The sequence below is a fragment of the Kitasatospora sp. SolWspMP-SS2h genome (genome assembly GCF_003259315.1).
GTDB classification, from domain to species: Bacteria; Actinomycetota; Actinomycetes; order Streptomycetales; family Streptomycetaceae; genus Kitasatospora; species Kitasatospora fiedleri.
Window position 1 is genome coordinate 305,268 of the sequence record NZ_QLLT01000001.1, and the last position, 20,107, is coordinate 325,374.

Sequence of the window (20,107 nt, forward strand, 5' to 3'; positions counted from 1 at the left end):
TGGCGGGGGGTCAGTTGCGGTAGCGGAACAGGATGCGGCCCCTGGTCAGGTCGTACGGGCTGAGTTCGACCAGGACGCGGTCGAACGGGAGGATCTTGATGTAGTTCTTGCGGATCTTTCCGCTGATGTGGGCGAGCACGTGGTGGCCGTTCTGCAGTTCCACCTTGAAGGTGGCGTTGCGCAGACACTCGAGGACGGTGCCTTCGAGCTCCAGGCCCTTGGCGACGCGTGGCAAGGGATCTCGATTCTCTGGTGGGGTTCCGACGGGGTGGTGCGGGTCGATCGGGGGTGGATCGGACGTGATCAGGGGTGGATCAGGTGCAGGACCTGGCCGGTCCGTTCGGCGCCGAAGCTCTCGGCGAGGGTGGTGGCGCCGGTGCGGGACTGGTCGACCTCGGCCCAGGCGGCGGGGACTCCCGCCCGGTGCAGGGTGTGCAGGGCGTGGGCGAGCAGGGAGCGGCCGAGGCCGTGCCGCCGGTCGGCGGCGCGGACCGCGAGCAGGCCGATCCGGGCGGGGCCGCGACCGCGGACCACCCGGACCAGCCCGGCGTACCGGCCCCGGTGGACGGCGACGGCGTAGAGGGAGGGATCGATGAGAGTGTCCCCCGGAGGGCCGGGTCGAACCTCGGCGGGCATGGTGTGCCAGCCGGGCCCGGCCTCGACCTCGGCCCGGATCTCCCGGTCCAGCGCCCGCAGCTCGGCCTCGTCGGCCGCCCCGGCGGGCAGGATCGTGACGCCCGGGGCGGGGCGGGGGGTCTCGGCGGCGACGGCGGTGGAGAGCAGGTACTCCCACTCCCGTCGTTCGGGGACGAAACCGGCCCGCTCCCAGCGGGCGGCCAGGCCGGTGTCGTCGTCCCCCGGCACCAGGGTGCGGAGCGGGGCGGGCAGGGCGGTGAGCATCGCCCCGGCGAGCGGCTGGAAGGCCGCGTCGTCCCAGACGTCGATGCTGATGTAGCGGAGGTCGTGGCGGCGCGAGGAGACGTCGCCGTGGCCGACGACCACGTCGTCGGCCAGGGCCTGCCACTGGGTCTCGTCGACCCGGGTGATCTGCACGGTGTTCATGGCTTTCGCCTTTCGGGAGTGCCTGCGTTGTCACGCGAGCGCTCCCGACGACACCTGTGTCAGTCGTTGCACCGTGGGGAAAGGGGGAGCACCCGCCTCGATCCAGCTCTCATCGGGAACTCACCTCCTCGCTTCCGGTCACGGTGATCCGAACAGTAGCAACCTCCCGCCGCCCGTCCAACCGATTTGTTTTCCGGTTCGCTCGGCCCCGGCCCGAACTACCCGACGGAGAGCACGAGGGCCGCGGCCGCAGCGGCCAGCAGCACGAGGTTGAGGCCGATCCGGCGGTCGCCGCCGGTGAGGTGGACCGGGATCGCGCCGATCTGGAGCAGCAGCAGACCGGCCGCCGCGGCCGGGGCGAGCCAGGTGGCGGCGCCGGTCAGCGGCGGGAGCAGCAGGCCCGCGGCACCGAGGAGTTCGAGCACGCCGAGGGTGCGCAGGACGGGGAGCGGGACGCGGTCGACCCAGGCCATCATCGGGCGGAGCCGGTCGGGGCTGCGGACCGCCTTCAGCGCGCCCCCGTAGAGGTAGAGGAGGGCGAGCGGGCCCGCGACGATCCAGTAGGCGAGTTCCATGGTTCCCGTTCGGACGTGGCCGCCGCTGGGCGGGGCCGGTCGGTGACGGCGGCCGGGTCGGCCGCGTCCCCGTCCACCCCACCGCCGGGGGCGGGCGCCGTCCAGGACCCGTTCCGGGCTGCCGATACCGGCTGGGTATCGTCGCAGCGTGGAGCTACGAACCCTGCGGTACTTCGTCGCGGTCGCCGAGGAACTGCACTTCGGCCGGGCCGCCCGCCGCCTGCACCTCAGCCAGCCGCCGCTGAGCCGGGCCGTCAAGCAGCTGGAGGCCGACCTCGGCGCGCTGCTGTTCGTCCGCTCGCCGGCCGGGGTCGCGCTCACCCCGGCGGGCGCGGTGCTGCTGGCGGAGGCGCGGACGCTGCTCGCCCGCGCCGACCGGGTCCGGGTGCGGGTGGCTGCGGCGGCCGGGAGCGCGGGCATCGCCGTCGGCATCCTGGGCGACGGCACCGACCCCGGCGTGTTCCGGTCGGCGGCCGCCTACCGCCGCCGCCACCCCAGCGCGGACGTCCGGGTCCGGGAGACCGACCTGACCGACCCGACCTGCGGGCTGCGCGCCGGGCTGGTCGACGTCGCGCTCACCCGGGCGCCGTTCGACGAGACCGGCCTGGCGGTGCGCACGCTGCGGTCCGACCCGGTCGGCGCGGTGCTGCGGGCGGACGACCCGCTGGCCCGCCGCGGGCGGCTGCGGCTGGCCGAGTTGGCCGACCGCCGCTGGTTCCGCTTCCCGCCGGGCACCGATCCGCACTGGCAGGCGTACTGGCACGGCGGCGTCCCGCGCGAGGGGCCGGTGGTGCGCGGCGTCCAGGAGTGCCTCCAGGCGGTGCTCTGGAACGGCACGGTCGGGCTGGCGCCGCTCGGGCACGAGCTCCCCGCCGAGCTGGCGGTGGTGCCGGTGGTGGACCTGGCGCCGAGCCGGGTGGTGGTGGCGTGGAACGAGCACGGGGCCTACCCGCTGGTCCGCTCCTTCGTCGAGACGGCGACGGCCGCCTACCGCGACTGACGCCGACCGACCGCCGGACCGGCGGGGGCGGGGGTGCGTGGACGGGGCGCGGGGGCTCAGCAGGCGCAGGAGAGGCCGGAGCGCGGGGCGGTCAGGTCGTCGACGGGGCGCTGCTCGGTGCCGGCGGCGGTGTCGTACGCGAAGCCCTCGCGGACCCAGTACTCGAAGCCGCCGAGCATCTCCTTGACGGGGTGGCCGAGCCGGGCGAAGGCCAGCGCCGCGCGGGTGGCGCCGTTGCAGCCGGGGCCCCAGCAGTAGGTGACCACGGTCAGCGCCGGGTCGATCGTCCCCAGCGCCAGATCGGCGATCCGCGCGGTGGGCAGGTGGACGGCGCCGGGGAGGTGCCCCTGGTCCCAGGCGGCCTTGCTGCGGGTGTCGACCACCACGATGCCGGGCACCCCGGCGGCGAGGTCGGCGTGCACGTCGGAGACGTCCGCCTCGAAGGCGAGCCGGGCGGCGTAGTGGGCGGCGGCCTCGGCCGGGGCGGCGGCGGGGACGCTCAGGACGGCGCTGCCCGGGACGGCGTCGTTCGGGGCGGCGCTGGTGCTCTCACGGGTGCTCTCGGCGACGGACACGGGGGCCTCTTCCTGGCGGGACGCGATGGTGGGACGGGGCCGTACCGGGTGCGGGTGCGGGTGGTACCGGTCGGCGACGGCTCCATCTTCGGGTCCCTCGCGATCGCTCCACGAGTGGCGTGAGCGCCTGTGACCGTCAAGATCCCGCCAGCGCCCGCCCCGCCCTTTCGCGCCCGCGCCCGCGCCTCTCGCACCCCGCCCCCTCAGGCCCCGCCCGCGCGCAGGCGGGCGAGGCCGGTGTCCAGGGCGGCCTCCAGGTGGGTGGCGGAGCCGGTGGTCATCAGGATCAGCACGCCGCCCTGGATACCGGCCAGCAGCGCGGCGGCCTCCCGGTCGGCGTCCAGCTCCGGGGGGACCGCGCCGTCGGCCTGGAGGTGGCGGATGCCCGTGACGAGGTGGCGCTGCCACTGGGCGAGCAGTTCGCAGGCCACCGCCCGGGTGGCGTCGGTGGCGCCGCCGAGTTGGGCGAGGGCCGTGTGCAGGGGGCAGTTGCCGCCCTGGGCGCGGTAGCGGGCGAGGACCTTGTCGCGCCACTGCCGCCAGGCGTCCCAGGAGGTGAGTGCGCCGAGTTCCGGCTGCTGGTCCGCCAGCACCCGGTCGGCCTCGTGCCGGGCGACGGCGAGCAGCAGGTCGTCCTTCCCGCCGGGGAAGTAGTGGAAGAGCTGGCTCTTGCTGGTCGCGGTGCGGGCCATCACGTCCTCCAGCCGGACCGCGAACACGCCGTCCTCCCGGATCTGTTCGGCGGTTCCCTCGACGATGCGCCGCCGGGTGGCGGCGCCCTTGCGGGTCAGTGGCACGGTTCTCCTCCCGGGACGGTCGGCGGTCAGGGCAGCAGGAGCAGTTTGCCGGTGGTGCGGCGCGATTCGAGGTCGGCGTGCGCCCGGGCGGCGTCGGCGAGGGGGTAGCGGCCGGTGATCCGCTGGGTGAGCCGCCCCTCCAGGACCAGGTCGAACAGTTCGCCGGTGCGCCGCACCAGGTCCGCGCGGGTGGCGACGTGGTGGTGCACGACCGGGTAGCTGAGCAGGATGCTGTTGGGCAGGTCGGTGGGCCGCATGGTCGGGACGCCCATGAAGGGCCCGTAGTAGGCGTGCACGCCGTGCGGGCGCAGGGCCAGTTGGGAGGAGCGGAAGGTGTCGGCGCCGCCGCCGTCGTAGACCACGTCGGCCCCGCGTCCGCCGGTGAGTTCGCGGACGTGCTCCTCGAACCCGGCGCCGGAGTGCACCAGGACGTGGTCGGCCCCGGCCTCCTTCGCCACCGCGGTCTTCTCCTCCCGGGAGACCAGGCCGATCACGCTGCCGCCGCGGGCCTTGACCAGCTGGGTGAGCAGCCGGCCGACCCCGCCGGCCGCGGCGTGCACCACGGCGGTGCTGCCCGGGGTGACGGGAAACGTCTCGGTGGTCAGGTGGTTGGCGGTCAGGCCCTGCATCAGCAGGCCGCCCGCGATCTCGTCCGGCACCCCGTCCGGGACCTTGACCAGCGCGGCGGCCGGGACGGCCAGCAGTTCGGCGTAGCTGCCGGGGTGGTAGAACCAGGCCACCCGGTCGCCGACGGCCAGGTCCTCGACGTCCGCGCCGAGCGCGGTGACGTACCCCATGCCCTCGGCGCCCAGCACCGCCGGTGCCACCCAGCCCGGGCCGCCCTGGGAACGGGCCCCGGTGTCCATGTAGTTGACCCCGGCCGCGCCCAGCCGCACCAGCGCCTCCCCGGGGCCGGGCACGGGGTCGGGCAGCTCGGTCCAGCGCATCACCTCGGGGCCGCCGTGCTCCTCGATCCGGATCGCGTGCATGGCACACCGCCTTCCTGCTCGGGCCCGTCCGCCGTCGTCCGGGCACGCACTGCACGTTAGGCGGGCAGAAATGGACCAGCAAGTCCAGAAACGCCGGTGTCCGGCGCACCGCCCACGGGGGCCCCACCGACCGGGGCGCCCACCGGAGGGGCGTCAACGGCCGTGGGCAGGGCGCCATTTCGCCCGGACGGCACCGCGCTCCTCGACAGGAGCCCGGCCCGCCCGTCCTGCCCTACCGCGCCCGGGCCTGCGGGCCGCGGGCGGCGCCGCTCGACGGTATCCGGCACGCCCTTGCGCGGCGGGGGCGGGCCCGGCGAGGGTGGGGGCGTCGGTGGCAGGACGGCGGAGGGGCGGCGGATGGAGATCGTCGAGCGGGCCTGGGCGGAGCCCTGGGAGGGGTTGCGGTGCACGCCGGCCGGGGGCAGTCCGGTCGGGGTGGTGGTGCTGTCGGGGTCGAGCGGGCGGGTGGAGGCGGCGCGGGCGCGGGTGCTGGCCCGGGCGGGGTTCGACGCGTTGGCGATCCGCTGGTTCGGCGGGCCGGGGCAGCCGCCGGGGGTGTGCGAGGTCCCGTTGGAGACCTTCACGGCGGCGGTGGACCTGCTGCGGGCGGACGGGGCGCGCCGGGTCGGCCTGCTCGGGACGTCGAAGGGCGCGGAGGCGGCGCTGCTGACGGCCGTGCGCGATCCCCGGGTGGACGCGGTCGTCGCGCTGGCGCCCACCTCCCTGGTGTGGTGCAACGTCGGCCCGGGCCCGGACGGCGCGGACCGCCCGTTCCGCTCCTCCTGGACCTGGCGGGGGCGTCCGCTGCCGTTCGTCCCGATGGACGAGGACTGGACGCCCGCGGAGCCGGAGGGCGCCCCGGTGGCCGTCCGCAGCTGGTACGAGCGGAGCGCGCGGACGTTCGCCCCGGCCCTGCCCACGGCCCGCATCCCGGTCGAGCGGGCCCGGGCGGACCTGCTGCTGGTCGCGGGCGGCGCCGACGCGATGTGGCCGTCCCTCCCGTTCGCCGAGCGGATCCGCGAGCGCCGCCCCGCGTCCGGCGGCCCCCGCACCCTGCTGGTCAGCGACCCGGAGGCGGGCCACCGCGTGGTGCTTCCCGGCGAACTCCCGCTGCCCGCCTCTCCGGTCCACGCCCACGGCGGCACCCCGGCCGCCGACACCCGGCTGGGCGCCCTGGCCTGGCCCCGCCTCCTCGACCTGCTCGCCGGCGGTCTGCCCCTCCCGGGCGGGAGCCGAGCGCCCCGGACGGTCCGGCAGCCCGCCACCCCCGGGTAGCGCAGCACCGTCGGCGCCCGGCGGTGGTCCGCCTCCGCGTGCGGGAGGCCGGGTCCGGCGCGGACGGTGCTCCCGCCGCCCGGCAGCCGCCCGACAGCCGGGCGGCTGCCGGGCGGCTGCCGGAGCCGGGCCGGGTGGTGCGGCCCGGCGGGCGGGCCGTGGTCGGCGGGTGCTTCGACCGGCACCGGGTCCGCCGCACCGTCCCGGTGTCCTCCGGCACCCGGTCCTGACCGGTCGACCGGTGGGTTCGACCGACGGCCGGTGGCTACGGGTGGAAGCCGACCTCCGGGTTCCGGGGGGTCGGCCCATCGAGGAGCGGCTGGGCGACACCCTTCAGGTGCAGGTCGAAGAAGGCCGTGAGGTACGTGCGGGTGAGCTGGAGCGCGCGCCCGGATGAGAGGGTCCGGCCGTCGTCGGGCAGGCCGAGCGCGTCGAGCAGGATCGGGAAGTCGGTGAACGAGGCGTGGTTGGTGCCGGCGACGGTCAGCCAGCGCTTCCAGCCGTCGAGCCGGGGCCAGCTCTCGGCCCAGCTAGGATCCTCGGCGCCGTCCGGCAGTGGGTGACCGACCATCAGAAACGGTCTGCCGCCGAGGCCGGTGGCGGGCACCGGGACGTCCATGGTGCCGTCCAGGTCCGCGCCGGCCCGGATGCGGTCGTCGGCGAGCAGGGCCGGGACGGCCGCCGCGCCGCCCGCGGAGTGCCCGGCCGTGCCGATCCGGGCCGGGTCGATCATCCGGGCGTAGCGCCAGGCGGGGTGGGGACGCGCGGTCAACCGGTCGATGACGAAGGAGACGTCCCGGGCCCGGCTGCGGTCCAGGCCCGCCCAGTCCTCCGGGGAGCGCAGTCGGCCGCACATCACGCAGGGCAGCGTGCTCCCGTCGGGGAAGGTCGTCCCGGTGTTCTCGTAGGTGTGGTCGATCAGCGCGACCACGTAGCCGTGGCTGGACAGGTCCTCGGCCAGGCCGGTCAGCGAGGTGCGGGGCATGGTGAAGCCCGGCGAGAGGAGGACCAGCGGGTAGCGGCCGGGCGCGGGGCGGGCCCCGGAGGCGGCCCAGGTCCGGATCTCGGTGAGCGCCTCGGTGGGGACGGTGTTGCCCGGCAGCTTCGCGTCCAGCAGCATCCGCGCCGCGCCGGGGGTCATGTACGCGGCCGGGCCGCCGCTGCCCGCCCTGGCCGGGTAGTACACCGACACCATCAGCCGGCGCGGGCCCGACGCCGGCACCCACGGGTCGGTCCGGTCCCGGTCGACGAGTTCCAGGACGTCCTGCCCGACCGCGTACGACCCGGTGGGGCGCGGGAGTTCGACCCGGACCGCGGCCGGAGGGGCGGCGGAGGCGGCGACCCGGGCCGGAGCGGCCCCGGCGGGCGGGCCGGCGGCGACGGACAGCGGCAGGGCGAGCAGCAGGGCGGCCAGGACGGCGGCGGGGCGGATTCTGGTCATGGGCGTGACCGTACGTTCCGTTGAAGGAAGTTGACGTCGGCTCAACGGCGTAGGGGTTGCGCCGGAGAACGGACCCACCGTCGGCGCACAACCCCTACGGGAGACCGCAGGGGGCGCCGACGCAGCCGGGTTGGGGCCTGCCGTCGACGGACAGGCGGTCGGCGCGCCCGCGCCTGCGCGCGCACAGGCGCGCCGGGCCGGTCGAGCACGGGTGACGAGGTCGGCGGGACGGACCAGCGGTCGACCGCCGCGAGCAGGTGGCGGTGCCGGCCCCGGCGCGGGTCGTGCACCCTCTGCGGCCGTCGCAGCCACCGGCGGCGCAGCGCGGCATCGTCGGGGCGACCGCGGAGGTGCGCGTGGCGGGCGGCGATTTCCTCGACGACGGGGCCGGCGTCGGACGGGGCCGGGCCGGTCCACGCTGCCACGGCCCACGGTCGAGGCGGTCAGGCTCGGACGGACGCGGCGGAGTCGTGGCACGGACCGCCCGGAACGCCGCACCGCCGACCCCCCGGCGAGACGGGTCACGTCCCGCCCGCCGAACACGAAGCCGACCACCGCCCGACAGCTACGCCTCCCGCCGCGATCACTACCCGGAGCCCCCGGCCAAGCCGGCGCGGTCCAGTCACAGGGCACCCGGCCCGCGCCGCCCACGCCGCCGGACCGCGCGCCGCCGGGCTGATCGGCCCGCCGCTCCCCTCCTTCGCCCGCCCGAAGCCGTGCCACGCTGCCACGGCCTGGCGGCATCCGGGCGTCGGAGGCCCACCTGCCGGCGGCTCCCCCGGCGGAGGTTCATCCGGCGGCGGCTCCCCCGGCGGGGCCTCACCCGCCGGTCGGGTAGCCGATCTCCGCGATGTCGTCGGCGAGGTCGGCGAGGTCCAGCTCCGGGTTCAGTGCGTGCACCAGCTCGGCGGTGAGCGGACGCAGGGCGTGGACGTGGCGGACGGCGTCGAGGTCGACGTCCACCTCGTAGTACTCCTCGGCGAAATCGCGGTACGCCTCGGGGCTGCCGTCCAGCAGCAGGTCGAACAGCCGGGCGGCGCCGCCGTCCTGGTCACCGCCGTCCGGCGCGGGGACGAGGTCGCCGGTGCGCCAGGCGGTGTCGGCCCGCTCGCGCCAGAAGCACACCGTGGCCTCCAGCACCCCGTCCTCGTCGCGGAAGGCGGGCTCCTCCAGCTGCGCGCGGAACGCCTCCGGCACCTCGTCGATCAGCCCGGGCCACGGCTCCCGCGCGTCGTACCGGTACGGGCTCAGCGCGGATTCGTGGTCGAAGCCCAGGGCGAGGGCGCCCTGCTCGGTGAAGACGATCGCGTAGGAGTCACCACTGCCGTTCCGCATCGAGGCCATCACCTCGCCGGGCGCCCAGCCGGAGCCGCACGAGTAGTACCTGTCCACCCAGCCCGGGCTGAGGACGGCGTCCAGCATCGCCAGGGCGCGGCAGCGCGCCAGGACGGCGGGGGTGTCGGGGAGGCGGCGGATCAGTTCGGCGACGGACATCCACGCATTCAAGCAGGCCCCGCCCACAGCGCCGCCCCGCTCCCGCCCCACCGGAGCCGCTGACCGCCGCACCGCCACACCGCCCCGCCGCACCGCCGCACCGCCGCACCCCGCCGCCGACGGGCCACCGCTGGCGGGCCACCGGTGCGGCACCCCGGGCGGGTTCCATCTGTTAACAAACACAACTGGGCACGTCCCGCTATGGCGCTCCACGCCGGGCCGCTCCGTGCACGGTCTTCGAGTCCTGTACGCACGGGGGTTGACGTGGCCGCGCGGACCCCCCTAACTTCACGTCTTGAAAAAGGTCCAGACCAAAGCCGGCGGGGCTGCTGGCCACCACCACCGATTCCCCCTCCGGGGGATGATCCGCCCTGCCCGGACCGCTCCGGACGCTCCCTCAGGCATCGCTTCGCGTTCACTAACTGAACGAGTGAACGTTCTCCCCCACGAGGAGCCGCCTTGATCCGCACCCGTCTGCGCCCCCGCACCGAAGGCCACGCCGACAGTCACACCGGCACCCGCTCCGACGGTCGCACCGGCACCCGCCTCCGGGCCGTTGCCGCCGCCGTCGCGCTGCCCGCCACCGTCGCCGGCCTGCTGGTGGCCGGTGCCGGCCCGGCCTCGGCCGCGGCCAACGCCGGGCCGGGCTTCCCGGCGCACTACGCCGCGCCGTACCTGGAGACCTGGAACTCGCCGAACACGCTGGCGACCGCCCGCACCAGCGGCGGGCTGAAGTACGTGACCCTCGCCTTCGTGATCAGCGACGGCAGCTGCAACGCCACGTTCAACGGCAACACCTCGATCACGGACGCCGGTTGGACCAGCGCGATCAACGCGCACCGGGCGGCCGGCGGCGACGTGATCGCCAGCTTCGGCGGCGCCTCCGGCACCGAGCTGGGCCAGGCGTGCACCAGCGTCTCCAGCCTCCAGGCCCAGTACAAGCGGGTGGTGGACGCCCTCAACCTGACCAGGATCGACCTGGACATCGAGGGCGGCGCGCTGAACGACACCACCGCCAACGACCGTCGCAACCAGGCGCTGGCCCAGCTCCAGCAGGCCCAGGCGGCCGCGGGCAAGCGGCTGGACGTCAACTACACGCTGCCGGTCAGCCCTTCGGGTCTCGAATCCAACTCGATCAGCCTGCTGAACAACGCGAAGAGCCGCGGCCTGACCGTCAACGCGGTCAACATCATGACGATGGACTACGGCCCGGCCATGGACATGGGCCAGGCCGCGATCAGCGCCGCCAACGGCCTGCACACCCAGCTCGGCCAGATCTGGACGTCCAAGACCTCCGACCAGCTGTGGGCGATGGAGGGCAACACCCCGATGATCGGGGTCAACGACACCACCGCAGAGGTGTTCACCACCGCCAACGCGCAGACCCTGGAGTCCTTCGCCGCGTCCAAGGGCATCCAGCTGCTGGCCTTCTGGGCGATCGGCCGCGACAAGGCGTGCGCCAGCAGCGGCACGCTCTCCGACAGCTGCAGCGGCACCCCGCAGTCGGCGTACCAGTTCTCCAAGACCTTCAACGCGATCACCGGCGGCGGCACCACCACCCCGCCGACCGGCGGCCGCACCGGCCAGATCACCGGCTACGGCGGCAAGTGCGTGGACGTCGCGGCCGCCAGCTCGGCCAACGGCGCCGCCGTGCAGCTCTACGACTGCAACGGCACCGCCGCCCAGCAGTGGACGGTGGGCACCGACGGCACCGTCCGGGCGCTCGGCAAGTGCCTCGACCTCACCTCGGGCGGCACCGCCAACGGCACCCAGGCCCAGCTGTACGACTGCAACGGCACCGGGGCCCAGCAGTGGCAGGCGCAGTCCAACAAGACGCTGCTGAACCCGGCCTCCGGCCGCTGCCTGGACGCCACCGGCCCGTCCTCCGCGAACGGCACCCGGCTCCAGATCTGGGACTGCTTCGCCGGTTCCAACCAGCAGTGGAACCTGCCCGCCTGACCGCCCGTCAGCCCGAGAAAGGAGCAACCCCCTTGCGCAGCAACAGGATCCTCCCGCTCGCCGCGACCGCCGGCCTGCTCGCCTCCTCCGCGGTGCTGCTGGCCCCCGCCCCCGCCGCGCTGGCCGCCGTCCCGACCGGGGCGACCACCCTGGTGGCGCAGAACTCCGGCAAGTGCGTGGACGCCGCCGCGGCGGCCACCGCCAACGGCACCGCCGTCCAGCAGTACGCCTGCAACGGGACCACCGCCCAGCAGTGGCAGGTCCAGGACCTCGGCAACGGCTACGTCCGGATCAACAACCAGAACGACACCTCGAAGGCGCTGGACGTCACCGACGTCTCCACCGCGGACGCCGCCAAGATCCAGCTGTGGACGTACAGCGGCGGCCTGAACCAGCAGTGGCAGGCGGTCGCCGAGGCGAGCGGCGCCTACCACTTCGTCAACCGCAACAGCGGCAAGTGCCTGGACGTGCCGAGCGCCTCCACCGCCGACGCGGTGCAGCTGCAGCAGTACGCCTGCAACGGCACCACCGCGCAGTCCTTCACCTTCGGGAGCACCGTCACGAACCCGCCCGGCACGCCCGACTTCGGGCCGAACGTGGCCGTCTTCGACCCGTCGACGCCCGCCGCGACCGTCCAGGCCAAGCTGAACGCGGTCTTCTCCCAGCAGGAGAGCAACCAGTTCGGCACCCAGCGCCAGGCCCTGCTGTTCAAGCCGGGCAGCTACAACGTGGACGCCAACGTCGGCTTCTACACCCAGGTCGCGGGCCTGGGCCTGTCCCCCGACGACGTCACCATCAACGGCGCGGTGCACGCCGAGGCGGACTGGTTCCAGGGCAACGCGACGCAGAACTTCTGGCGCTCCGCCGAGAACCTCTCGGTCAACCCGACCGGCGGCACCGACCGCTGGGCGGTCTCCCAGGCCGCGCCCTACCGCCGGATGCACGTGCGCGGCAACCTGCAACTGGACGACGGCGGCTGGTCCTCGGGCGGCTTCATCGCCGACTCGAAGATCGACGGCCAGGTCCGCTCCGGCTCCCAGCAGCAGTGGCTGTCGCGCAACGCGCAGTGGGGCAGCTGGACCGGCTCCAACTGGAACATGGTGTTCGTCGGCGACGTCAACGCGCCCGCCAACTCCTTCCCCAACCCGCCCTACACCACGGTCAACCAGACCCCGGTGGTGCGTGAGAAGCCCTTCCTGTACGTGGACTCCGCGGGCGCGTACAAGGTGTTCGTCCCGGCGCTGCGCTCCAACACCTCCGGCACCAGCTGGGCGGGCGGCGCGCAGCAGGGCAGCTCGCTGCCGATCGACCAGTTCTTCATCGTCAAGCCGGGCGCGAGCGCGGCCGACATCAACGGGGCGCTGGCGCAGGGCAAGAACCTGCTGTTCACGCCGGGTGTCTACCACCTGAACCAGACCCTGAACATCAACCGCGCCGACACCGTGGTGCTCGGCCTGGGCCTGGCCACCCTCGTCCCGGACAACGGCATCACCGCCGTCAACGTCGCCGACGTGAACGGCGTCAAGCTGGCCGGCCTGCTGATCGACGCCGGGACGGTCAACTCGCCGGTGCTGATGCAGCTCGGCGCGGCCGGTTCCGCCGCCGACCACTCGGCCGACCCGACCTCGCTGCACGACGTCTTCTTCCGGATCGGCGGTGCGGGCGTCGGCAAGGCCACCCAGTCGCTGGTGGTCAACTCCAACAACGTGATCGGCGACCACATGTGGCTGTGGCGCGCGGACCACGGCAGCGGCGTCGGCTGGACCAGCAACACCGCCGCCAACGGGCTGGTCGTCAACGGCAACAACGTCACCATGTACGGGCTGTTCGTCGAGCACTACCAGCAGACCCAGGTGATCTGGAACGGCAACAACGGCCGGACGTACTTCTTCCAGAACGAGCTGCCGTACGACCCGCCGAACCAGGCCGCCTGGATGAACGGCTCCACCCGCGGCTACCCCGCCTACAAGGTCGCCGACTCGGTGACCAACCACGAGGCCTGGGGCCTGGGGTCCTACGCCTACTTCAACGTCAACCCGTCCGTGGTCGAGGAGCACTCCTTCGAGGTCCCGAACCGCTCCACCGTCCGCTTCCACGACATGGTGACCGTCTCGCTCGGCGGCACCGGCACCATCGCCCACGTCATCAACTCCACCGGCGGACCGTCCAACTCGTCCACCAACGTGGCGAACCTGGTGGCCTACCCGTAAGGCCCCGCGTCCCACCCGGGCCCGGTTTCCACCGGAAAGGCGGCCGCCCCCTCCGTGCGGGAGGGGGCGGCCGTCCGCCGTCCGCCGTCCGCCGTACGCCTGGCGTCTTGTGCCTTGTGCCTTGTGCCTTGCGACGGGTCAGTGGGCGGGGGCCCGTTCGGCGGTGCCGCGCAGGACGCAGAACTCGTTGCCCTCCGGGTCGGCCAGCACCACCCAGCCGGTGCCGTCGGCGTCGCGGCGGTCGGCGACCAGGGCGGCGCCGAGGGCCAGCAGGCGTTCCGCCTCCGCGTCGCGGGTGGTCTCGGGGCGCAGGCAGAGGTGGACCCGGTTCTTGGCCGTCTTGGCCTCGGGCACCTGGTGGAAGTAGAGCACCAGCCCGTCGGCCAGGGTCACCTGCGTCTCGCGGTCGCCCGGCCGGCAGTCCGGGTCGACCGGGCGGCCCGTCACCGCGCCCCAGAAGCGGGCCAGCCGGTAGGCGTCCGCACAGTCGATCGCCACGTTCTGCACCAGGGAGACCATGCGGACGAGTCTGCCGCACCGCCCGGCCGGAGGCCACCGGCCCGGGCGGTTCGGCACCGGTCCGGGCCGGTCGGCGCGGCATGGGAGCGCTGCCACGGGGTATTCGGCGGGAGCACGGGGAACAGGGAGTGGAACGTGGGAATGGGGAGGACCTCGACAGTGGGCAGAGTGCGGGCCACTTCGGCGGGAGCCGGGCAGCAGGAGGCACCGGCCGTGGACGTGGAACCGGTGGACGGCCGGTCATCGTCGTGGGACTGGAAGCGCTGGCGGACCCGGAAGCCCGGGAGCGCCCCGGCAGCGTCCAAGGACGTCCCCGCCGCCCCCGAGGACGTCCCGGCCGTCCCCGGGGATGCGGACGCCCGGCGGGCCCGGCGGACCCGGCCGGCGTTCATGGAGCGGCGCGGACCGTTCTCCGTCCTGGCCCGGTGGCTGATCCTGCTGGCGGGGCTGGTGCTGACCGTGGTGTTTGCGGTCGCGCTGGCCCGGGTGACGCTGGTGCCGGAGCCCGGTGCCCGGGACCTGGTGCACCCCAACTTCCACCTCGGCGCCTCGCTGCGCGGCTACCTGGACCAGCCCGCCGTCCGGGCCGCCGCCCAGCAGGTCGGCGGGAACATCCTGCTGGGCGCGCCGTTCGGGGTGCTGCTGCCGGTGCTGTTCCCCCGGCTGCGCAGCGTGCTGGCGGCGACCGCGCTGACCGCGCTGGTGATGGTCACGGTCGAGTCGGCGCAGGGCCTGCTGGTGGAGGGCCGGGCGTTCGACGTGGACGACGTCCTGCTGAACACGCTCGGCGCCCTGCTGGCCCACCTGCTGCTGGGCCGCCGGATCGGCCGCGCCCTGTACGAGCGGCGCCGGGCCTGAGCCACCGGGCCTGAGCCACCGGGCCTGAGGCACCGGACTCGCGGGGCGCCCGGCTCCCGGCGGCCGACGGTCGGCCTCGGCGGCGGAGGCGTCAGGGGCGGGCGGCCCAGACCTGGCGTTCGGTGCGCACCGCGAGGTCCTCGCGCAGCGCGACGCTGTCCGGGCCGTCCGCGTCGGTCAGCCGGTCGAGGGCGGCCAGGTCGGCGGGGTCGAGCGCCTCGGCTGCGGCGGAGCGGATCCGGCGCAGGGTGGCCAGGGCGTAGCGGCCGACGGACGGGTGCTCGGTGGCGTCGATGTGGACGGTGACGGTGCGCTCGCCGGTGACGGTGAACCCGGCGGCGGTCAGCAGCGGCCCCCAGTCGGCGCCCCGGTGCGGGACGTGCTCGGCGTGGACGTGGTCGGTCGCGCGTCGGCAGCGCTCCTCCAGGCCGGGGCGCTCGGCGGGCGCGTCCGGCGGCAGGAAGCTCGGGAAGCCGGCCAGTTCGACCAGGGCGAACACGCCGTCCGGGGCGAGGAGTTCGCGGACGCGGCGCAGGGCCCGGTCGGGGTCGGCCAGGTGGTGCATCGAGGCGGACGCCCAGACCAGGTCGGGTCGGCCGAGTTCGGGCCAGTCGGCCTCGTCCAGGTCGGCCTGCACGGTGGCGATCCGGTCTGCCAGGCCCAGCGCGTGCGCCTTCTCGCGCAGGCGCAGCAGGTGGCCGGGCGAGGCGTCGACGGCGGTGACCCGGGCCTCGGGGAAGCGGCTCAGCAGCGCGAAGGTGCCGGCGCCGGTGCCGGCCCCGAGGTCGACGACGTGCCGCGGGTCGGCGTCCAGCGGCAGCCAGTCGGTGATCGCGGCGAGGTGCTCGGCCAGCACCTCGGCGTCCAGGTCGAGGACCTCGGCCTGCCCGGCGTCGTCCTCGACCGGGTGCTGGTGGTGGGCGTGGGCGTGCCCGTGGGAGGGGGTGTGCCCGTGGGCGGGGACGTGGGGCTGCGGGTGGCTCATGGTGCCACCGTACGGCCGTCATGCGCGTGGGGCACGCATCCTCCCGGAATGCGCAAGACGGTGCCGTTCCCGCTTGCCGTAGGCGCAAGCCGTCAGCAGCGGTGCGGGCCGGGGTCGGGCTGGTGGCCGCGGCGGGCGTCGCGGTCGAAGATGCCCAGGATCTCGCACGGGCCGCCCTCGGCGCCGATGGCGTGCGGCATCATCGTGGGGAACTCGGCGGCCTGGTGGGTGGCGAGCCGGATCCGGCGGTGGCCGAGCATCAGGATCGCGGTGCCCGAGAGCACGACCAGCCACTCCCGGCCGGGGTGGGCGCGCATCCGGGTTGGGTTGTCGGGCGGCGGCTCGGTCATCCGCTGGCGCACCACGCTGATCCCCGGGTCGCCCTTGACCGGCCAGCGCATGGTGCCGTGCGTCCCGTCGACCGTCGGGCTGATCACCACGTCCTCGGCGGCGGTCTCCACCAACTGGTCCAGCGTGGTGTCCAACGCCCGCGCCAGGGTCACGAGTTGGTCGAGCGCGAGCCGGCGCTGCCCGTTCTCGATCCGGCTCAGCGAGGACTGGCTGAGGTTAGCCCGGCCCGCCAGCTCCTCCAGCGACCAGCCCTGCGCGACCCGCAGCGCGCGGATCCGCTTGCGGACCAGCCCGTCCAGGTCACCGGCGTCTTCCGTCATGCGCAGCATCGTAGGCCGCCGCACCCGCGCCCCCGGCCGCCGGGGCGCTACCGCGGGTCGGGAACGACGTGGGCGAGCGGACGGTCGACGTCGACCAGGCAGGAGAAGACCCGCTGGTGCAGGTTGCCGATCCGGTCCCGGACGGTGACCCGGACGTACAGGTCCCGGACCACCGCGAGGGCGGGTCCGGCGAACCAGCCGAGCAGGAAGCTGCTCTCGCCGCCGATGAAGCTGTTCGGACGGATGGACGCGAAACGGTAGTCGGCTCCGGAGCACAGCCCCTACCCGGCGACGGCCGCGACGACCCCGTCCCGCCCGGTCCACCCCGTACTCGGGCCCGGCCCGCCGGGCCCGTCCGGGGCCCGCGCCCCGGCCTCGGCCCCCGGGTCGGGGAAGAAGTCCAGGCGGTACTCGAGGGAGATCACCACCACCGCGCCGCTCCCGCCGTTGCGCAGGTGGCCGGCCCGGGCGAGCGCCCCGTCGGGGGCGTGGCCGCCCGTCGGCCAGCCGGTGTTGCCCAGCAGCGGACGGACGGTGCGGGCGAACTGGGCACGGGCGACGACCGCCCCGATCGCGGTCGGCAGCGCGGCGGTCGCGCTCTGCGCGTCGAGCAACTGCCAGGACCACGGCCAGGAGCGCAGCCCCTGCCCGGACAGGTTCTCCCGCACCATGGTGTGCACGAACAGCGGGACGGCCACCGCGGCCAGCCCGTTGAGCGTCCAGGTGACGAACGGGTTGCGCCGCACCACCCGTTGCCGCAGGTCCATGCGCGCCCCCTCCCCCCTCGCTTCCCCGGTGCGCTCCCGGCGTCCCGCCGATCGGGCCGGTGCGGAAGAGGGCCTGCCCGCGGCGGCGGGCCGACCGGTCAGAGGTCGTAGACCGTCACCGGCACGCCCCGGGCGGTAAGCCGGTCGGTGACCAGGGGTTCGATCCGCTCCCACCTGCCGCCGGCCAGGCCGCAGCCGATCCGCGGCATGTGCACGGAGGCCCCGAGCCGGTGACAGCACGCCAGGGCCCCGCCCGGTGAGCGCAGAAGGTGCATGGACACCGGCCGGATTCCGGCGGACGACGCCGCACCGTGGCTCTCGACCTGCGCGCCGCCATGCACGGCGCGGTGTCCATGCGGGTCGACCGACCCTACGCCCCTTGGCCCCCGCTGGGGGACCAGGTCGGTCGTTTCCTGTGCGAGCTCGCGGGCGCCCCACCGGTCCCGGCCGAGGGAACGCACGGAACGCAGGAGCCGACCGGTACGTGATCGACACCCGGCCGCCGGGTCAGGCCAGTGCCGGGATGACCTCCGTGCCGTAGGCGTCGATGACGGCCTCGCGGGCGTCGTGCATCGCGTAGAGGGCGAACTGGTCGACGCCCAGGTCGCGCAGGGTGCGGAGTTTCTCGATGTGGGCGGTGGCGGGTCCGAGGAGGCAGAAGCGGTCGACGATGGCGTCGGGGACGAAGTCGGTGGAGGGGTTTCCGGTGCGGCCGTGGTGGCTGTAGTCGTAGCCGTGGCGGTCCTTGACGTAGGCGGTGAGCTCCTCGGGGACGAGGCCGGAGTGCTCGCCGTACGTGGCGACCAGGTCGGCGACGTGGTTGCCGACCATGCCGCCGAACCAGCGGCACTGCTCGCGGGCGTGGGCGAGGTCGTCGCCGACGTAGGCGGGGGCGGCGACGCAGACGGTGACGGCGGCGGGGTCGCGGCCGGCCTCCTCGGCGGCCCGGCGGACGGCCTTGACCATCCACTCGGTGAGGTAGGGGTCGGCCAGTTGGAGGATGAACCCGTCCGCCTTCTGGCCGGCCAGGGCGAGCGCCCTGGGGCCGTACGCGGCCATCCAGACCGGCAGTCGGCCGTCCTTGATCCAGGGAATCCGGATCGGGGTGCCGTCGACCTCGGCCTCCCGCCCCTCGGCGAGGTCGCGGATCGCGTCGATGGCGGCGCCGAGCCGGGCCAGGGTGTTGGGGCGGCGGCCGGCCACCCGCATCGCGGAGTCGCCGCGGCCGATGCCGCACACCGTCCGGTTGCCGTACATGTCGTTGAGGGTGGCGAAGGTGGAGGCGGTGACCTCCCAGCTGCGGGTGGCCGGGTTGGTGACCATCGGGCCGACGTGCAGCCGTTCGGTGTGCTCCAGGATCCGGCTGTGGATGACGAAGGGCTCCTGCCAGAGCACGGCGGAGTCGAAGGTCCAGCCGTGGCTGAACCCGGCCCGTTCGGCGCGGCGCATCAGGTCGACGACCTCGGCGGCCGGCGGGTCGGTCTGCAGGACGAGTCCGAAGTCCACGGCGGGGGCTCCTCGCGGATGAGGGGGGTGGTCAGAGGTACTGGCAGGTGGAGCGGGGCAGGAAGGTGCCGTGCCCCGGGCGGCCGAGGTACTGGCCGCGGTCGAGCACCACCTCGCCGCGGGAGAGCACGGTCTCGACGCGTCCGGTGACGGTGCGGCCCTCGTACGCCGAGTAGTCGACGTTCATGTGGTGGGTGGCGGCGGAGAGGGTCTGCACGGCGTGCGGGTCGTAGATCACCAGGTCGGCGTCGGAGCCGGGGGCGATGGTGCCCTTGCGGGGGTGGAGGCCGAACATCCGGGCGGGGGCGGCGCAGGCGAGCTCGATCCAGCGGCGGCGGGTCAGGTGGCCGTCGACCACGGCCTGGTGGAGCAGGTCCATCCGGTGCTCGACGCCGGGCAGGCCGTTGGGGATCTTCGAGAAGTCGCCGCGGCCCAGGTCCTTCTGCCCCTTGAAGCAGAACGGGCAGTGGTCGGTGGAGACCACCTGGAGGTCGTCGGTGCGCAGGCCGCGCCAGAGCGCCGCCTGGTGGTCCCTGGGCCGCAGCGGGGTGGAGCAGACGTACTTGGCGCCCTCGAAGCCGGGCTCGGCCAGGTTGTCGGTGGACAGGAACAGGTACTGCGGGCAGGTCTCGCCGAAGACCGGCAGGCCGAGGTCGCGGGCGGCGGCCAGTTCGGCGAGCGCCTCGCGGGCGGAGACGTGCACCACGTACAGCGGCGCGCCGGCCACCCGGGCCAGCTGGATCGCCCGGTGGGTGGCCTCCGCCTCCAGCAGCGCCCGGCGGACCTCCCCGTGGTGGCGCGGGTCGGTCTCGCCGCGGGCCAGGGCCTGTTCGACCAGGACGTCGATGGCGGGGCCGTTCTCGGCGTGCAGCATGGTGAGCGCGCCGGTGTCGGCGGCCCGCTGCATGGCGCGCAGGATCTGCCCGTCGTCGGAGTAGAAGACGCCGGGGTAGGCCATGAACAGCTTGAACGAGGTGACGCCCTCGCCGACCAGGCCGGGCATCTCGTCCAGCGTCGCCGCGTTGACGTCCGAGACGATCATGTGGAAGGCGTAGTCGATCGCGCACCGGCCGTCGGCCTTGGCGTGCCAGTCGTCCAGTCCGGCGCGCAGCGGGGCGCCCTTGGTCTGGACGGCGAAGTCGACGATCGTGGTGGTGCCGCCCCAGGCCGCGGCGCGGGTGCCGGTCTCGAAGGTGTCCGAGGCGCGGGTGCCGCCGAACGGCATCTCCATGTGGGTGTGCGCGTCGACGCCGCCCGGGACCACGTACTTCCCGCTCGCGTCGAACACCCGCTCCGCGTGCCAGCGCTGGCTGCCGGGCAGGGCGAGCGCGACCACCCGGCCGTCCTCGACCAGCACGTCGGCGTGCGTCTCCTCGGCGGCGGTGACGACCAGTCCGCCGGTGATCACGGTCCGGGCCATCGCG

At 74.7% G+C, this 20,107-nt stretch carries 21 protein-coding genes and 1 pseudogene; 6 read left to right on the forward strand and 16 right to left on the reverse strand.

Annotated elements, in window-relative coordinates; translation table 11 throughout:
- Positions 1 to 10 precede the first annotated feature (10 nt).
- From infA to K353_RS01290, 3 genes are all read right to left on the reverse strand, one after another.
- Complete coding sequence (gene infA, locus K353_RS01280; protein WP_030463886.1) at positions 11 to 235, reverse strand: translation initiation factor IF-1; 225 nt, start codon at positions 233 to 235, stop codon at positions 11 to 13.
- Between the two features lie 68 nt (positions 236 to 303).
- Positions 304 to 1,062: an N-acetyltransferase gene (locus tag K353_RS01285; protein WP_111551656.1), complete on the reverse strand. Its 759-nt coding sequence runs from the start codon at positions 1,060 to 1,062 to the stop codon at positions 304 to 306.
- A gap of 218 nt (positions 1,063 to 1,280) precedes the next feature.
- On the reverse strand, positions 1,281 to 1,637 hold the full coding sequence (locus K353_RS01290) for a DoxX family protein (protein ID WP_111551657.1): 357 nt from the start codon (positions 1,635 to 1,637) through the stop codon (positions 1,281 to 1,283).
- A gap of 148 nt (positions 1,638 to 1,785) precedes the next feature.
- Between K353_RS01290 and K353_RS01295 the strand changes: the two genes are divergently transcribed.
- Entirely contained in the window at positions 1,786 to 2,637 is an 852-nt protein-coding gene (locus tag K353_RS01295) for a LysR substrate-binding domain-containing protein (RefSeq protein ID WP_199527942.1), read from the forward strand.
- A 56-nt stretch (positions 2,638 to 2,693) separates the two neighbouring features.
- Here K353_RS01295 and K353_RS01300 read toward each other — a convergent pair whose 3' ends face one another.
- The 3 genes from K353_RS01300 to K353_RS01310 all read right to left on the reverse strand — a co-directional run bounded on the left by K353_RS01300 (position 2,694) and on the right by K353_RS01310 (position 4,998).
- Positions 2,694 to 3,212: a rhodanese-like domain-containing protein gene (locus tag K353_RS01300; protein ID WP_370447535.1), complete on the reverse strand. Its 519-nt coding sequence runs from the start codon at positions 3,210 to 3,212 to the stop codon at positions 2,694 to 2,696.
- A 203-nt stretch (positions 3,213 to 3,415) separates the two neighbouring features.
- Positions 3,416 to 4,009 carry a TetR/AcrR family transcriptional regulator gene (locus K353_RS01305; RefSeq protein WP_111551658.1) on the reverse strand — a complete coding sequence of 198 codons (594 nt, stop codon included), beginning with the start codon at positions 4,007 to 4,009 and terminating at the stop codon, positions 3,416 to 3,418.
- A 26-nt stretch (positions 4,010 to 4,035) separates the two neighbouring features.
- Positions 4,036 to 4,998, reverse strand: a complete 963-nt coding sequence (locus tag K353_RS01310; protein WP_111551659.1) for a quinone oxidoreductase — start codon at positions 4,996 to 4,998, stop codon at positions 4,036 to 4,038.
- A gap of 357 nt (positions 4,999 to 5,355) precedes the next feature.
- On the opposite strand from K353_RS01310, the gene K353_RS01315 reads away from it, so the two are divergent.
- Positions 5,356 to 6,273, forward strand: coding sequence for an acyl-CoA thioester hydrolase/BAAT C-terminal domain-containing protein (locus K353_RS01315; protein ID WP_111551660.1), 918 nt, complete (start codon positions 5,356 to 5,358; stop codon positions 6,271 to 6,273).
- A gap of 23 nt (positions 6,274 to 6,296) precedes the next feature.
- On the forward strand, positions 6,297 to 6,503 hold the full coding sequence (locus tag K353_RS01320; RefSeq protein WP_111551661.1) for a hypothetical protein: 207 nt from the start codon (positions 6,297 to 6,299) through the stop codon (positions 6,501 to 6,503).
- A 35-nt stretch (positions 6,504 to 6,538) separates the two neighbouring features.
- Here K353_RS01320 and K353_RS01325 read toward each other — a convergent pair whose 3' ends face one another.
- Positions 6,539 to 7,714, reverse strand: coding sequence for an alpha/beta hydrolase (locus tag K353_RS01325; RefSeq protein WP_111551662.1), 1,176 nt, complete (start codon positions 7,712 to 7,714; stop codon positions 6,539 to 6,541).
- 819 nt (positions 7,715 to 8,533) lie between these two features.
- Entirely contained in the window at positions 8,534 to 9,208 is a 675-nt protein-coding gene (locus K353_RS01330; RefSeq protein WP_111551663.1) for a hypothetical protein, read from the reverse strand.
- 459 nt (positions 9,209 to 9,667) lie between these two features.
- Here K353_RS01330 and K353_RS01335 point away from each other — a divergent pair, with 459 nt between their 5' ends.
- Together K353_RS01335 and K353_RS01340 are read left to right on the forward strand one after the other, a co-directional pair.
- On the forward strand, positions 9,668 to 11,167 hold the full coding sequence (locus K353_RS01335; protein ID WP_370447536.1) for an RICIN domain-containing protein: 1,500 nt from the start codon (positions 9,668 to 9,670) through the stop codon (positions 11,165 to 11,167).
- Positions 11,168 to 11,199: 32 nt separating this feature from the next.
- Positions 11,200 to 13,377 (forward strand): RICIN domain-containing protein, encoded by a 2,178-nt coding sequence (locus K353_RS01340; RefSeq protein WP_199527943.1) that lies wholly within the window; start codon positions 11,200 to 11,202, stop codon positions 13,375 to 13,377.
- A 138-nt stretch (positions 13,378 to 13,515) separates the two neighbouring features.
- Here the strand turns inward: K353_RS01340 and K353_RS01345 are convergent, their stop codons facing one another.
- Complete coding sequence (locus K353_RS01345; protein ID WP_111551664.1) at positions 13,516 to 13,896, reverse strand: VOC family protein; 381 nt, start codon at positions 13,894 to 13,896, stop codon at positions 13,516 to 13,518.
- A gap of 213 nt (positions 13,897 to 14,109) precedes the next feature.
- On the opposite strand from K353_RS01345, the gene K353_RS01350 reads away from it, so the two are divergent.
- Positions 14,110 to 14,754, forward strand: coding sequence for a VanZ family protein (locus K353_RS01350; RefSeq protein WP_233533284.1), 645 nt, complete (start codon positions 14,110 to 14,112; stop codon positions 14,752 to 14,754).
- A 91-nt stretch (positions 14,755 to 14,845) separates the two neighbouring features.
- Here the strand turns inward: K353_RS01350 and K353_RS01355 are convergent, their stop codons facing one another.
- From K353_RS01355 to hydA, 7 genes and pseudogenes are all read right to left on the reverse strand, one after another.
- Positions 14,846 to 15,739 (reverse strand): trans-aconitate 2-methyltransferase, encoded by an 894-nt coding sequence (locus K353_RS01355; protein WP_111551665.1) that lies wholly within the window; start codon positions 15,737 to 15,739, stop codon positions 14,846 to 14,848.
- A gap of 92 nt (positions 15,740 to 15,831) precedes the next feature.
- Positions 15,832 to 16,410: a helix-turn-helix domain-containing protein gene (locus K353_RS01360; protein WP_199527944.1), complete on the reverse strand. Its 579-nt coding sequence runs from the start codon at positions 16,408 to 16,410 to the stop codon at positions 15,832 to 15,834.
- 47 nt (positions 16,411 to 16,457) lie between these two features.
- Positions 16,458 to 16,583, reverse strand: a complete 126-nt coding sequence (locus tag K353_RS36445) for a hypothetical protein (RefSeq protein WP_255410653.1) — start codon at positions 16,581 to 16,583, stop codon at positions 16,458 to 16,460.
- A 108-nt stretch (positions 16,584 to 16,691) separates the two neighbouring features.
- Positions 16,692 to 17,177, reverse strand: a complete 486-nt coding sequence (locus K353_RS01365; RefSeq protein WP_111551667.1) for a hypothetical protein — start codon at positions 17,175 to 17,177, stop codon at positions 16,692 to 16,694.
- A 98-nt stretch (positions 17,178 to 17,275) separates the two neighbouring features.
- Positions 17,276 to 17,407: pseudogene (locus tag K353_RS01370) on the reverse strand (Appr-1-p processing protein); the annotation flags it as partial.
- Between the two features lie 277 nt (positions 17,408 to 17,684).
- Positions 17,685 to 18,683 carry a TIGR03842 family LLM class F420-dependent oxidoreductase gene (locus K353_RS01380; protein WP_111551669.1) on the reverse strand — a complete coding sequence of 333 codons (999 nt, stop codon included), beginning with the start codon at positions 18,681 to 18,683 and terminating at the stop codon, positions 17,685 to 17,687.
- Between the two features lie 31 nt (positions 18,684 to 18,714).
- Complete coding sequence (gene hydA, locus K353_RS01385) at positions 18,715 to 20,103, reverse strand: dihydropyrimidinase (RefSeq protein WP_111551670.1); 1,389 nt, start codon at positions 20,101 to 20,103, stop codon at positions 18,715 to 18,717.
- Positions 20,104 to 20,107: the final 4 nt, after the last annotated feature.

What these genes read in the sequence shown, in the direction of transcription:
- K353_RS01285 (WP_111551656.1), bottom strand. Translation starts at nt 1,062, where the DNA reads ATGAACACCGTGCAGATCACCCGGGTCGACGAGACCCAGTGGCAGGCC.
- K353_RS01290 (WP_111551657.1), bottom strand. Translation starts at nt 1,637, where the DNA reads ATGGAACTCGCCTACTGGATCGTCGCGGGCCCGCTCGCCCTCCTCTAC.
- K353_RS01310 (WP_111551659.1), bottom strand. Translation starts at nt 4,998, where the DNA reads ATGCACGCGATCCGGATCGAGGAGCACGGCGGCCCCGAGGTGATGCGC.
- K353_RS01315 (WP_111551660.1), top strand. Translation starts at nt 5,356, where the DNA reads ATGGAGATCGTCGAGCGGGCCTGGGCGGAGCCCTGGGAGGGGTTGCGG.
- K353_RS01325 (WP_111551662.1), bottom strand. Translation starts at nt 7,714, where the DNA reads ATGACCAGAATCCGCCCCGCCGCCGTCCTGGCCGCCCTGCTGCTCGCC.
- K353_RS01330 (WP_111551663.1), bottom strand. Translation starts at nt 9,208, where the DNA reads ATGTCCGTCGCCGAACTGATCCGCCGCCTCCCCGACACCCCCGCCGTC.
- K353_RS01345 (WP_111551664.1), bottom strand. Translation starts at nt 13,896, where the DNA reads ATGGTCTCCCTGGTGCAGAACGTGGCGATCGACTGTGCGGACGCCTAC.
- K353_RS01355 (WP_111551665.1), bottom strand. Translation starts at nt 15,739, where the DNA reads ATGAGCCACCCGCAGCCCCACGTCCCCGCCCACGGGCACACCCCCTCC.
- K353_RS01360 (WP_199527944.1), bottom strand. Translation starts at nt 16,410, where the DNA reads ATGACGGAAGACGCCGGTGACCTGGACGGGCTGGTCCGCAAGCGGATC.
- K353_RS01365 (WP_111551667.1), bottom strand. Translation starts at nt 17,177, where the DNA reads ATGGACCTGCGGCAACGGGTGGTGCGGCGCAACCCGTTCGTCACCTGG.
- hydA (WP_111551670.1), bottom strand. Translation starts at nt 20,103, where the DNA reads ATGGCCCGGACCGTGATCACCGGCGGACTGGTCGTCACCGCCGCCGAG.